The sequence below is a fragment of the Amycolatopsis sp. NPDC039088 genome, assembly GCF_055598845.1.
This window is the reverse complement of the sequence record NZ_JBVKAE010000016.1, coordinates 22,763-35,285: the sequence shown is the minus strand read 5'-3', so window position 1 is coordinate 35,285 and position 12,523 is coordinate 22,763. Positions and strand designations below refer to the sequence as shown.

At 68.8% G+C, this 12,523-nt stretch carries 10 protein-coding genes; 4 read left to right on the top strand and 6 right to left on the bottom strand.

Going from position 1 to position 12,523, the window contains the following annotated elements:
• Positions 1-157: 157 nt before the first annotated feature.
• Entirely contained in the window at positions 158-2,998 is a 2,841-nt protein-coding gene (locus ACZ7KI_RS21320) for a helix-turn-helix transcriptional regulator (RefSeq protein WP_470274845.1), read from the bottom strand.
• Positions 2,999-3,265: 267 nt separating this feature from the next.
• On the opposite strand from ACZ7KI_RS21320, the gene ACZ7KI_RS21315 reads away from it, so the two are divergent.
• Both ACZ7KI_RS21315 and ACZ7KI_RS21310 read left to right on the top strand, forming a co-directional pair.
• Positions 3,266-3,856, top strand: a complete 591-nt coding sequence (locus ACZ7KI_RS21315) for a papain-like cysteine protease family protein (RefSeq protein ID WP_470274844.1) — start codon at positions 3,266-3,268, stop codon at positions 3,854-3,856.
• A 4-nt stretch (positions 3,857-3,860) separates the two neighbouring features.
• Entirely contained in the window at positions 3,861-4,613 is a 753-nt protein-coding gene (locus ACZ7KI_RS21310; protein ID WP_470274843.1) for a hypothetical protein, read from the top strand.
• Between the two features lie 51 nt (positions 4,614-4,664).
• Here the strand turns inward: ACZ7KI_RS21310 and ACZ7KI_RS21305 are convergent, their stop codons facing one another.
• Genes ACZ7KI_RS21305 through ACZ7KI_RS21295 form a run of 3 tightly spaced genes read right to left on the bottom strand, consistent with a single transcriptional unit; the run spans position 4,665 to position 7,947 of the window.
• Positions 4,665-6,146, bottom strand: coding sequence for a flavin-containing monooxygenase (locus tag ACZ7KI_RS21305; RefSeq protein ID WP_470274842.1), 1,482 nt, complete (start codon positions 6,144-6,146; stop codon positions 4,665-4,667).
• Positions 6,143-6,991, bottom strand: coding sequence for an SDR family oxidoreductase (locus ACZ7KI_RS21300; RefSeq protein WP_470274841.1), 849 nt, complete (start codon positions 6,989-6,991; stop codon positions 6,143-6,145). Before ACZ7KI_RS21300 ends, ACZ7KI_RS21305 begins: the two co-directional genes overlap by 4 nt.
• On the bottom strand, positions 6,988-7,947 hold the full coding sequence (locus tag ACZ7KI_RS21295) for a patatin-like phospholipase family protein (protein WP_470274840.1): 960 nt from the start codon (positions 7,945-7,947) through the stop codon (positions 6,988-6,990). The genes ACZ7KI_RS21300 and ACZ7KI_RS21295 overlap by 4 nt, the downstream gene beginning before the upstream one ends.
• A gap of 49 nt (positions 7,948-7,996) precedes the next feature.
• On the opposite strand from ACZ7KI_RS21295, the gene ACZ7KI_RS21290 reads away from it, so the two are divergent.
• Positions 7,997-8,647, top strand: a complete 651-nt coding sequence (locus ACZ7KI_RS21290) for a TetR/AcrR family transcriptional regulator (protein WP_470274839.1) — start codon at positions 7,997-7,999, stop codon at positions 8,645-8,647.
• Positions 8,644-9,432, top strand: a complete 789-nt coding sequence (locus ACZ7KI_RS21285; RefSeq protein ID WP_470274838.1) for an alpha/beta fold hydrolase — start codon at positions 8,644-8,646, stop codon at positions 9,430-9,432. The genes ACZ7KI_RS21290 and ACZ7KI_RS21285 overlap by 4 nt, the downstream gene beginning before the upstream one ends.
• Positions 9,433-9,815: 383 nt before the next feature.
• Here ACZ7KI_RS21285 and ACZ7KI_RS21280 read toward each other — a convergent pair whose 3' ends face one another.
• Complete coding sequence (locus tag ACZ7KI_RS21280) at positions 9,816-11,069, bottom strand: HNH endonuclease signature motif containing protein (RefSeq protein ID WP_470274837.1); 1,254 nt, start codon at positions 11,067-11,069, stop codon at positions 9,816-9,818.
• Positions 11,070-11,376: 307 nt separating this feature from the next.
• Positions 11,377-12,474 carry an FAD-dependent oxidoreductase gene (locus ACZ7KI_RS21275; RefSeq protein WP_470274836.1) on the bottom strand — a complete coding sequence of 366 codons (1,098 nt, stop codon included), beginning with the start codon at positions 12,472-12,474 and terminating at the stop codon, positions 11,377-11,379.
• Between the last annotated feature and the right edge of the window lie 49 nt (positions 12,475-12,523).

Sequence of the window (12,523 nt, the reverse complement as noted above, 5' to 3'; positions counted from 1 at the left end):
TTCGCGACTGCCCGACAACTGTCGAACGGCGGGGGAAGCGGAACAATAGTGGAGCGGAGCGGTCGCTCCCCCATTTAAAGAAACCGGCTCCTACCTGCGGTTTCTCCGTGCCGTACCCAGCGAATCACCGAGTACGGGCCCCTAGGGAATAGGGTCGTCACGCGGTTTTGGAACCCTCGCCGGTCGCGTCGCGGAGCAGATCCTCGGTCAGGACCGTGCGCGAAGGCAGCCTTAGTTTGCGCAGCGCCCGCCCGACGTGGATCTCGACGGTGCGCGGTGACAGGAACAGCCGCTCGCCGATCGCCCGGTTGGTGAGGTTCTGCGCGGCGAGCCGGGCGACTTCGAGTTCCCTCGGCGACAACGCTTCGCCGTAGCCTTTGCGGCCGCGGCGAGGCGCCTCCGGATCACAGCGTCGCAGCGACCGGCGGCAACGCAGGGCGTCCACAGCGGCGCCGAGGCGCACATACGCCGTCTCCGCGGTGGTGAACGCGGAGACGGCACGGCCTTGTTCACCGGCTTCGGCGAAGCATCCGGCCGCGAGTTCGTCGGCGTAGGCGGCGAAATACGGAAAAGGCAGCGCGTGATAAGCCTGCGCGGCACCGAGCAGCAGGTCACCCGCCGCGAGCGTCTCGCCTCGGGCGTGGGTGAGCATGCCCCGGCACAGCAGCGCCGCCGCGTTGGCGACCGGGGTGTCCTTGCCATCGATGCCCTGCCGGTATTCCGCGAGCAGTTCCCTCGCCTCGACCAGCTGCCCCAGCCCGAGCATGGTGCGGACGGCGAACGGCATCAGCTCGGCCGCCCACACCCAGTTCTTCTTGCGGCGCACGGTCTCCAGGCCGTACTCGGCGAGGCGTCTGGCGGCTTGCAGGTCCTTGCCCGCCTGATGGACCGCGACGCGGCCCGCGTACGCCGAAGCCTGCACCGGGACACTGCCCGCGGAAAGCGCGAACGCAGCGTCGAAACTGCGCAGCGCCGCCGTGGGCCGATGTTGCCCGTACTCGTACCAGCCGAGAACGAGCAAGGGCTCGGCGGCGAGCGAACTGTCCTTGTCCACTCGCGTCAGCATCGCCCGCGCCTTCTCCGCGACGGTCGACCACTCACCCATCGCGAGGTCGAGGCGCAGTTCCGTACCGTCGGCGAGCGCGTCGAGGTAGGGCTGATGGTCGTCGCGGATCAGCCGCCGGGCCGTCGCGAGGTAGGCCCGCGCGACCGGGTAATGCCCGTTCCACGCCACCGCGTCGGCCAGGTTGATGTAGGTGCGCGCCACCTGACGGCACACCTCGGCCGATTCCGGGGCCCTCGGCAGATCGGCGATGTCCTGCCAGGCATCCGGATCGGCGACCTGCATCCGCGCCGACAGCCGGTTGGCGGCGATGGCGGCGAGCAGCCCGGCGTCGTGTTCGCCCTTGCTCGCTTCTTCGGCCTGATCGAGCCAGCGGAAGTTCTCCTCGACCGGGACCGTCCCGATATGCGGCAACGCCAAGGTGACCAGTCCCCTGGCGAGCAACGCCTGCCGCCTGCCGAGATCGGCCGCGCCCAGTTCGATCTCGAGCCTGCCCGCTTCGACCTTGCCCACCTGGTTGATCAGCACCTGACCGAGATGGACCCGGATCTCGCCCCGCGCAGCCTTGCTCAGCGGCCATTCGCGCAGGATCTCGCGCAGCAGCCGGACCGTGCCGGCGTGGGCGATGCTGCGCGGCAGTTCCCTGCCGAGCCGGACGGCGAACGATTCGCGCGCGGTCCGAGGCAGCTCCGTGTCCCGCAACGCGGTTTCGAGCAGACGGCTCGCTTCCTCGGTCCGGCCGTCTTCGATGGCGTTGTCGACCGCGACTCCCGTCCACTGTGTCCACGCGGCGAGGTCGCCCGCCAGCCGCGCGTGCCGGGCGATGAGCGACGCGAAGGGTTCGGCACCGGCGGCGAGCCGGGAGGCGGCGCGGCCGTGCATCGCGCACCGCTGCGGGCCGGGCAGCAACGCGTAGACCGCTTCCGCGATCAGGGGGCTTCCCGAAACGTATCGGCCACAACCGAGATCCCGGAGCAGTCCCGCTTCGACCGCTTCGGTGACCGCGCCGGAGGTCTCCCCGGACGATCGCGCCGCCACCGCGCCCAGATCCGGTTCGCCCGCCGGGCAACCCAGCACCGCGGCCGCGCGGACGACGTCATGAGCAGCCGGGCCGAGCGCCGCCATCAGCTCGGCGACCCGGCCCCGCACGATCGGCGGCACGGTCGCCGACGCCAGTCTGTCGGCCGAAAACGCCTCGGCCGTGTCACCGAGGCTCCGCACCACCGCCATCAGGTCGACGGCGATCCCCGACGTCCGCCGGTGCGCCGCTTCGGCGAAATCCGGCGCACAGCGGCCGAACGAGGTGTCCAGCAGCTTGCGCACCTGAGCGGCGGTGAACGCCGGAAGCGAGAGCCGCGCGGCGATCTCCCGCATCGGCGGGAACCGCCGCGGCCCGCACGCCACCGAACTGACCACCACGCTCAGCGGGATCGCCGGGGACGCCGCGAGTCCGCGCACGAACTCCCACGTGTCGTCGTCGGCGGCGTGGACGTCGTCGAGGACCAGTACCGCCGGGCCGCAGCCGGTCAGCACTTCGCGCACGGCACGGAACTCCTGCTGCCGGACGGTCTCGGCGTCCACGTTCTCCGGGAACGGCGGCAGCCACGGCGACCATTCGGGGATCAGCCGCCGCAGGACACCGGTGACCGGGGAGAAACCCGCCGCGTGGGCGGCGGCGACGTCGCTCTTCCCGAGCAGCGCTTCGACCAGCGGGGCCAACCGGCACGGACGGACGAAGGAACCGCAGCGGGCGGACCAGACCACACGCGACGCGATCCCGGGATGGGCGACCAGTTCTTCGAGCAACCGGCTCCGGCCCACACCCGGTTCGCCCTCGACGACGGCGACCGACGGCGGGCTCGAGGTGACGCGCACCAGTTCGGCCAATTCGGTGTCGCGGGCCACGAACACCGGTGCCGCACCGATCGTCGGCATGTTCGAAGACCATACCGATCGGGCACCCGCCGAAAGGCGGGAACACGGACAGTGACCATCAGCCGTCCGCTTTCCCGGCGTCGACCTGCGCGATCTGACCCACCGCAGTCGCAATACGGACCCTTACGTATTGCCTCACGCCTTGCCACGGGTACCACCAGAGGGTGAATCTCATTCTGTTCGCAGTGCCCCTCTGTTACCTCGCCACAGCCGTCACCTCGCATTCGTGCTTCGCGTTTCGACCATCCAGTTAGGAGTGTCCCCACGGTGAAAACCTCATTCAGGCGCGGGCTGGCCACGGCCTGCGCCGGTGTCGCCGCGATGGTCGCCCTGCAGGCGCCAGCCGCCGCGGTGCCCACGATCACGGCGGCCACCACGGTCCCGATCAAGATGCAGGCACAGGAGAAGAGCAACTGGTGCTGGGACGCCAGCGGCAACACGATCGCCGCCTGGTGGGGGCACAGCCTGACCCAGACGAAGTTCTGCCAGGTCGCGCACAACGAGTCCGGTACGGACTGCGCCAACAATCAGGGCTACCTCAGCGATCAGCAGCGCGTGTTCCGCTGGCTCGGGTTCAGCAACGTCGGAACCTACAGCTCCTCGGGCCAGACGTTGAGCTTCGCGTCCATCAAGGGCCAGGTCGACGCGCGGCAGCCGATCGGTACCCGGATCGGCTGGCGCAACGGTGGCGGCCATATGCACGTGCTCTACGGCTACGACAACACGAACGGCGCGACGACGGTCTACTACGGCGACCCGTGGGGTTCGAGCCCCCGCTACAACCAGATGAACTACAACGCCTATCGGTCCAACAACTCGTTCACCTGGACCCACACCGTCTACGGGATCAAGGACTGAAACCATGAAGCGAACCTTCCTCGGCGCCACGATCCTCACTCTCGGACTGTCGCTCGCACTCGGCGGCCAGGCGTCCGCTTCCGACGCCCCCAGCGGCACTCCCACCGCGGCCGACCTCGCGGCGGTGTCCACAGTGGTCACCAGCGACGCGACCACCCAGCGGCTCGCGAAGGCGGTGTTCCCCGGCGCCGCGAAGGCCGACACGGCCGTCGCGGCCCGCACCGCCAAAGCCGATCCGCGTACTCCGGTGGCGGTCTACCAGCCGACCGCGGCCTTCATCGCCGGTGCTCCCGGCGCACCGGCGGAACTCGCCTACATCGCCACTCCCGCCACCCTCGGCAACGGTGCCGCGGCGACCGTCTGGTCCCAGCGCGAAGGCGCCGGCTGGTCGGTGTTCAACGTCGCCTCGGGTGACGTCGAGAAACGCCTCGCGGCATTGACCGGCAAGGGATATCTGCTGAGCGAACCGCAGGCGGGCGCCTGGTACGCCGTCGACGGGGACACCGTGACCGTCCTCGATGGGTCGTCGGTGGCGAAGACCGGCGAGAAGATGACGCTCGCCGCCTACCGTCAAGCCCTGCAGAGCCGCTACGGCGACAAGCTGCCCGGCTCGACCTACGACCGCACCGGTGCCGCCGGTGGTTACGGTGCTTCCCCGGTGGGCGACACCTCGGTGCCGTGGTGGCCTTACGCGATCGGCGCGGTCTTCCTCGCCGCGGCGGGCGCGGCCGTCACGCTCCGGCTCCGCGGGCAGTAGGCGGAATTCTCACGGATGCCGGGATCGCGCGGGATCCCGGCATCCGTTTCGCTAGGCGAAAGTGTAGTCCTCGATCGGAAAACTGCCCGCCTCCTTGATGGCGTTCAAGGTCGACGAAGGGCGGAGCAGGGTCGCCTCCCCGTGCGGGTTGAAGTAGTAGCTGTTCGCCGGAGCGCAGTTCCCGAGGGTGAAGATCGAGTCGCCGAGGCGCTCGGTCATCCGGTCGAGGAACGCGTTGTTGGCCTCCTTGGTGACCTCGAACTCGGTCGCGCCGCGCCGCCGCATCGCGCCGAACAGGCGGTCCATATGCCGCATCTGGGTCTCGATGGTGGTGAAATAGGACAGTCCCGAGTAGGAATAGGGGCTGTTGAGCGAAATGAAGTTGGGGAACTTCGGGACCGCGACCCCCTCGTAGGCCTGGAAGCGGTTCTCCCGCCACCACTTCCCGAGGTTTCGGCCATCGCGGCCGATGATCTCGATCGCCGGGAAGTTCGCCTCCCACAGGTCGAATCCGGTCGCCAGCACCAGGACGTCGATCTCCTGCCGCCCGCCGTCGGCCGTCACGATCCCGGTTTCGTCGATCCGCGCGATCGACGTCGTCTCCAGCCGCACGTGGTCCTTGGTGAAGGCCGGGTAGTACTCGTTGGAGAACGTCGGGCGCTTGCAGCCGAACGAATACCGCGGTGTCAGTGCCGCGCGCAGCCCCGGATCCCGCACCTGACGGCGGAGATGCGCCTGGCACCACAGTTTGCCGAGCCGGTTCGCCATCGGCAGCTGCTTGTAGTGCAGAACACCGGAGACCATCATCAGTTCCAGCACCGCCGTGCCGGTCAGCCGGGCGATCCGCTGGGTGAGCGGGACGGCGGCGAACGCGCGGCGGACCGCCTTGGGCACCGGGAAGTCCAGTTTCGGGCTCACCCAGATCGGGGTGCGCTGGTACACGGTGAGTTCCCGCGCGAGTTTGGCGATCTCGGGGATCAGCTGGACCGCGGTCGCGCCGGTGCCGATCACCGCCACGCGTTTACCCGTGAGGTCGTAGCCCTCGTCCCAGGCGGTGGTGTGGATGACCTTGCCGCCGAACGAGTCGATTCCGGCGATGTCGGGTTTCTTCGGCTGCGAAAGGAAACCGGTCGCGGTGAGGAGGTACTTCGCGGTGACCGGCTCACCCTCGGCGAGGGACACCGTCCAGTGCGCCTTCGTCTCGTCCCACACGGCGCCGGTGACCACGGTGCCGAAACGCATGTAGCGCCGCAGACGATACTTGTCCGCGACGTGCTCGGCGTACCGCTTGAGCTCCGCACCCGGCGCGAACAGCCGCGACCAGTGCGGATTCGGTTCGAACGAGTACGAATAGGTGGCCGACGGGATGTCGACGGCCAGGCCGGGATAGTGGTTCACATGCCACGTGCCGCCGAGATCGGACTCGCGTTCGAGGATGAGCAGGTTGTCGTAGCCGAGCCGGTTGAGCTGGATCGCCGCGCCCATCCCGCCGAAACCGGCTCCGACGACGACGGCGTCGTACTGCGCGTTCATGCGTTTTCCTCCCGGTGGGTGTCCTGGTCGAGGCGGCTGCGGTAGTCCGCGCGCTCCGGTGAGTCGGGGCGCAGGGCCCGGTCGTCCCGCATCAGGCGGCGGAACGCGTTGAGCGCCGGTTCGGGCGTCACGCCCGCGAGTGCGGCCAGCACGCCGACGTAACCGGGCACGGCGATTTCGGCGGCACGGGTGCGGACGGAAGCCACGACGGCGTCGGCGATCCTGCCCGGTTTCACCTTCGGGATCGGCCGCATGTCGAGACCGGAAGCGAGCGCGGTGTCGACCGCGGACGGCAGCACGGCGGAGACGCTGACTCCGTGGGGCGCGTATTCCAGCCGGGTCGCCGCGGTCAGCCCGACGACGGCGAACTTGCTGGCGTTGTAGATCGCCAGCCCCTTGACGGGGAACTTCCCGGCCAGCGAGGCGACGTTGACGATATGCCCGCGTCCGCGTTCCAGCATGCCGGGCAGTGCCAGCCGCATGCCGTGGACGACGCCGAAGACGTTGACCTCCATGGTCCCCCGGTTCAGCGCGTCGGAGAGGTCGAGGAAACCGCCGTTGGGCATGATGCCGGCGTTGTTGACGAGCACCGCGAGCGGCCCGTTCGCCTCTTCGGCGGCACCGAGAAAGGCGGCGAAAGAAGTCGGATCGGCGACGTCGAGGTGATGAGCTGTCCCGCCGATGTCGGCGGCGGTGCGTTTCGCGGCTTCGAGGTCGAGGTCGCCGATGGACACGCGCGCGCCGCGAGCGGCCATGCGTTCCGCGGTCGCGCGGCCGATGCCCTGCCCCGCGCCGGTGATGGCCACATGCGCCCCGTCAAGGTCGAGGTACGGGTACTTGCTCACGCGCGCACTCCTTCTCGTGCGAAGGCGGCGGCGACCAGGTCTGGTGCCGTCCTCGTCGCGGTGGCGAGCACATGCTCGCGCCGCCGTCCGTCCATGAAGTTGGCGCCCATGGCGGCCAGATCGGCAAGCGCCGGTTCGATCCTGACCACCCGCACCCCCGCCGCGCGCAGCCGTCGTGTCTCGTCGTCCACGCGCCGGGTCATCGCGGTCCGCAGCAGGCGTTCCACCCGGGTCAGGCCGTGCGCCGGAGCCCCGCCTTCACTGCTCATCGGCGCGATCAGCACGACCTCGGCCACGACGTCGGCGAGGTCGTGGCCGAGCAGGAGATCGGCGGAGGTCGGGGAAACCGTCCCACCGTCGATCAGCGGACGTCCGTCCACAAGAGACGGAGGGAACCAGCCGGGGATCGCCCATGACGCGGCGATCGCCTCGCCGAGCCGGGCGGGCGGCGCGTCCCGGGAGCCGAGTGCGATCCGGCGGCCCGTCGGATCCGCGGCCACCAGCCAGGTCGCGGGATGCCGGACCCAGCCATCGGGCGCCAGCGCGTCCCCGAGGTCACGCAGCCAGCCCGCGTCTCCCCTGCCCTGAGGAAGCAGCCCCGCGAGACCGGCGAGCGGGTCGACATCCCGGCGCACCGCGGCCCGCACCAGCCCCGCGGCAGGCCACCGCGGGTACGGCACCGGCGGGAACCGGTTCGGCACCCGCCGCACGTGGGCGGCGACGACGGGATCGCCGTCGGGCGTGCCAGCCAGTGCCCCGAGGATCGCCTTCGCCGGGATGCCCGCCCCGAGCATCGCCACCGCCTCGGCGCCCGCCGACGTCCCGACCAGGACATCCGCCTCACGCGGGTCCCAGCCGGCCTGCGCGTGCAGCGCGTCGAGGACCGCCGCCGTCCAGGCGAAGCCCAGGATGCCGCCGCAACCGAGCACCAGCGCTCTCGCGGAATGACGTGTCATTTCCGGAACGGTATGTCATTCGATCGCTTCGGGCAATAAGCTGACCGGCATGACGACGGAGACCCCGGTCAGCAGGGCCGCACGGAAGAAGCAGGAACTACGGCGCGAGATCGTGGAAACCGCGTTCGACTGCTTCGCCGAACGCGGCTACCACGCGACCGGTATCGCCGACATCGCCGCGCGGCTGGGCATCGGGCACGGCACCTTCTACCGGTATTTCCAGAACAAACGGGACATCGTCGACCACGTCATCACCGACCTGGTCGAGAAGGTGGTCGCCTCGCTGGCGGCGGACAACGCCCCGGACGCGGTCAGCAGCCTGGCCGAATACCGCAAGCAGAGCGCCAGGATCGGCGACGCGCTCGCCCAGATCTTCGGCAGCGACCCCCGGATGGCCCGGTTCCTCCTGCTCGAAGCCGCCGGTATCGACGCGGAGATGCGGGAACGCGTACTGGACTTCTACGAGACCGCCGCCGAACTCACCGCCGGCTACCTGCACCACGGTGTCCACCTCGGCTACCTGCACGCGGATCTGGACGTCGACGCCACCGCGCGGGCGATCAACGGGATGATCCTCGCGTCGATCCTCTCCGGGCTGCGCGACCCGTCGCCGGCGGGGCAGGCGGCGATGAGCAGGGCCGTCCGCCGCGTCATGTACGACGGGATCGCGTCGCGTCACGACCGAACTGGAGAAGAATGACCGCCGCCGCGCTCCCCCGCACCGGCCACGCCGTCGCCGCCGACGGCACTCGACTGGCCTACCAGTGGCACGGCACGGGAAGGCCGCTCGTGCTGCTGGCCGGGCAGGCGAACGACCACACGTGGTGGAACCGCACGCGCGGGGACTTCCCGAGCACGATCACCATGGACTACCGCGGCACCGGCGCCAGCGACGCCCCCGATGTTCCTTACTCCACAACGGGTTTCGCGGACGACGTGATCGCGGTCCTCGACGGGCTCGGCGTCGCCGAAGCCGACGTCTACGGCACCTCCATGGGCGGCCGCGTCGCGCAATGGGTCGCCGCTCGCCATCCCGGCCGGGTACGGCGGCTCGTCCTCGGCTGCACCTCCCCGGGCGGCACGCACGGGATCGAGCGGTCGAACGACGTCCGGCTGGCGCTCGCGAAACGACATTCGGTCGAAGCGCGGGAAGCGTTGGAGGACATGATGTACACGCCCGCCTGGCGGGCCGCGAACCCCGGGCCGTACACCGTCCTCGGCGCTCACGGCATGCCTCCACACGCCGTCCGCGGTCACCTCGTGGCGAGCAACACGCACGACGCCTGGAACGCCCTCCCGCGGATCACCGCGCCTACCTTGGTCCTGCACGGAGACGATGACATTCTCGCGCCGCCCGCGAACGCGCCTTTGCTGGCCGAGCGGATTCCCGGCGCGCGGATGCACGTTTTCACTGGGGCACGGCACGCCTACTTCGACGAATGCCGTCCTGAGTCGAGCGAGCTGGTGAGGGACTTCCTGAGGTAGATCAGGCCGTGGTGGCCGGGTACACGGTCCGGCCGTTGCCGATTCCTGGCGACGGACTCAGGACGGTGGTGGTTTTCCGGTCGACGGGGTTTGTGCGCGGGGTGAGCCAAACGTGTCGTGATTGTGGGCGGCCTATTCGCCGAGGCGCGGCGGAGCGAAGGGGTGACGCGCGTGCTCAAACACGGGACACGCGTGCCTGGATCCCGGACTCGGTGTCCCGGCTCTGAGCACGCGAATGCGATGGCACGTGCGGGTTCTGGCGCCGTCTGCGGTCACCTCATGGCAAGCAACACGCACGACGCCGGGCACACCCTTCCTGTCCGCGAACGAAGTTCGGACCGCACCGAGACGCACCGACCTTTGCCGTTTCCCGGCGACGGCGCTCAGAACGGTGGCGGTTCGCCGGCCAGAGGGCCTTCTGTGCGGGGTTCGTGCAGGGGCGGTGGTGTGCTGTCGTAGCTGTGTCCGGTGGGGGTGGTGACGGTCAGGGTGCCGTCAGGGGCGAGGCGATAACTCCAGCCGGGTTCGTCTTTGAGGCGGTGGTCGCGGCGGCAGAGGTCGATCAACTCGTCGGCGTTGGTGTGGCCGCCGAACTGCCACGGCACCACATGGTCCAGGTCGCAGGCCTGCGCCGGCCGCCCGCAGCCGGGTCTTCGACACTCACGATCCCGCACCCGCACAAACTCGCCAAGACCCGCCGACGGCCGATACCGATCCCGCCCCAAATCCAGCACCTGCCCCGACAACGGATCCGTGACGATCCGACGCAACACCGTGTCCGGCCCGGTCGCGATGTGCCGGGCCAACCCCGCCGGAATATGGCCGTGTCCGGCCAGCTCCGCCGGATCGTTGTTCAACCCGAGATAGGTGAACAGATCCATGTACAGGAACACCTCGGTACGTTCACTGGTACCGCCCTGCCCGCCGAGCAGCAGATCGAGCGCGATATCCGCACGCAGCTGACCCAGCGTCCGGGTCTCCCCATCCTTCCGCAGGGCGCGGGCTTCACGGTCGATCCGCCGGTAAGCCGCGGTGACCTTCTCGGCGGGACCGTCCTCGACCTCGATCGACGCCACCCCGGTCTCGCCCTGCCGCACCCTGAGACGACGCCCCTCCCGGTTATGCTTCGCACGCTTATCCGCACCATCACGATCCACCATGTTCGCCGCGTGATTCGCCGCCTTCCGGATCTGATCGGCATTCCTGCCCGGCAACCGATCCTCCAGCACCGCATCCACGGCACGCGCGTTCTCATCCGACAACCACGCCGTGGCGGCGACGACCTTCATCGCACCGAAACCAGACAGCTTCCCCCGATCCATCAACGCCAGCGTGCAAGGCAGACGCGTAGTCAACGCGGCCGCGGCAGAGACCATCACACCCGCGTGATTGTCCATAAAAGACAACTCGACCGCGACTTCCTGCACCACACTCCCCGCACCCCCACGATGCCGGTTCAGCTGAGCCAACGCCCGAAACCGCACCGCCTCCAACCGTGCGATCCCCGCCGACGCAGCCTTCGCCACAGCCACGGAATCCTTATCTCCCAACGAAACTACCGAAGCATTGACCAACTCCAAAAGATCAGGATCAACAATGTCCTCGAGAAGCGCCACAGGCGCGGCTTGGGTATCCACGCCGAGAACCGTACAACCGGCCACCGACAGTTCTGGATCATGCGAACACCGCAGCCGTTGCCGAAATCCGGCAACAGCCTTCAGCGCAGAGCAGAACCGAGCCCTGTCACCGAAACCTTCAGCGAACGATCTCAACCGACTGCGAAACCATGGTCCTCTCGTAGCAGAAGACACCAACGTCGATCGCGACGGAACCGACCCACGCGAGAGCGAGTTCGCAAGCGCGTAGCCAAGAATCAGCTACCGCGCTCGACCTCCTGCACAGAAGTAGAACCGAGCCCTGTCACCGAAGAACGACAAGAAGTCTTCAGCGAACAAGAGCACCGTCGTACGAATCAAGCAGCCCAGCAGCCGCGCCTTCAAGCTGCCGTGCGATCTCAACCGACCGCGGAACCATAGTCTTCTCGTAAACAGCGACGCCTTCGCCGATCGTGGCGGAACCGGCCAGCGCGAGAGCGAGTTCGCAAGCGTCGAGCATGGCCAGATTGGCACCGACGCCCAGGGGCGGCATCAGGTGGGCGGCGTCGCCGAGCAAGGTCACCGTCGGCCTGTGCTCCCACGTATGCGGCACGGGCAGGGCCAACAGCGGGCGGTCGACGTAGGGGCCGTCGTTGCCGGTGATCATCCGGAGCATGCTCGGCGACCACTCGGCGAAGACATCGAGCAGCCACGAGCGAATACCCGAGGTGTCACCGGGATTCAGCCCGGCCGCGGCGATCCAGTCCACGGGCAGCCGCTGGACGATGTACACGCGGATGTGGTCTCCGCTGTTTCGTTGCGCGAACACGCATCGGTCGCCGTCGGCCGCCATGGCGCTGCCCTGGCCGACGAGTGCGGCGAGCTCGGGGTGCGCGTTTTCGACGTCCTCGAACCAGGCCTCCAGGAAAGTGATCCCGGTGTACTCCGGGACGGCCGCCGACACCGCCGGACGAACCCGCGAGAACGCGCCGTCGGCTCCGATGACCAGGTCCGTTTCGACGGTCGTTCCGTCCGCAAAACGCAACAGGCCCTCGCCTTCGACCCTCTCCAGGGTCCGGCCCCAGCGAACGGTGCCCGGCTCCAGTGAGCCGAGCAGCAGATCGCGCAGCTGACCTCGGTCGATTTCCGGCCTGAAGAACTCGTCTTCGGCCGGGACGTGCCGCTCCACCAAGCGGCCGGCGGGATCCAGCCTGCGCATCTCCTGTCCTTCCGGCCGCGCGAGAGCGAAGAACTCCTCGGTCAGGCCGGCTTCGCGCAGGGCAAGCTGGCCGTCGTCCGCGTGGAGGTCCAGGGTGCCGCCCTGGTTGCGGGCGTGAGGGTGCGGGTCGCGGTCGTAGACCGTCACGGGGATGCCGTGCTTCTGCAGGATGCGAGCGCAGGTCAACCCGCCGGGGCCCGCGCCGATGATGCTGATTCTCGAAGTCATGCCTCCAGAAAAGCAGAACGAGTCAAAAAGTGCAACGATTCAACTTAGT

What these genes read in the sequence shown, in the direction of transcription:
- ACZ7KI_RS21320 (WP_470274845.1), bottom strand. Translation starts at nt 2,998, where the DNA reads ATGCCGACGATCGGTGCGGCACCGGTGTTCGTGGCCCGCGACACCGAA.
- ACZ7KI_RS21310 (WP_470274843.1), top strand. Translation starts at nt 3,861, where the DNA reads ATGAAGCGAACCTTCCTCGGCGCCACGATCCTCACTCTCGGACTGTCG.
- ACZ7KI_RS21305 (WP_470274842.1), bottom strand. Translation starts at nt 6,146, where the DNA reads ATGAACGCGCAGTACGACGCCGTCGTCGTCGGAGCCGGTTTCGGCGGG.
- ACZ7KI_RS21295 (WP_470274840.1), bottom strand. Translation starts at nt 7,947, where the DNA reads ATGACACGTCATTCCGCGAGAGCGCTGGTGCTCGGTTGCGGCGGCATC.
- ACZ7KI_RS21290 (WP_470274839.1), top strand. Translation starts at nt 7,997, where the DNA reads ATGACGACGGAGACCCCGGTCAGCAGGGCCGCACGGAAGAAGCAGGAA.
- ACZ7KI_RS21285 (WP_470274838.1), top strand. Translation starts at nt 8,644, where the DNA reads ATGACCGCCGCCGCGCTCCCCCGCACCGGCCACGCCGTCGCCGCCGAC.
- ACZ7KI_RS21275 (WP_470274836.1), bottom strand. Translation starts at nt 12,474, where the DNA reads ATGACTTCGAGAATCAGCATCATCGGCGCGGGCCCCGGCGGGTTGACC.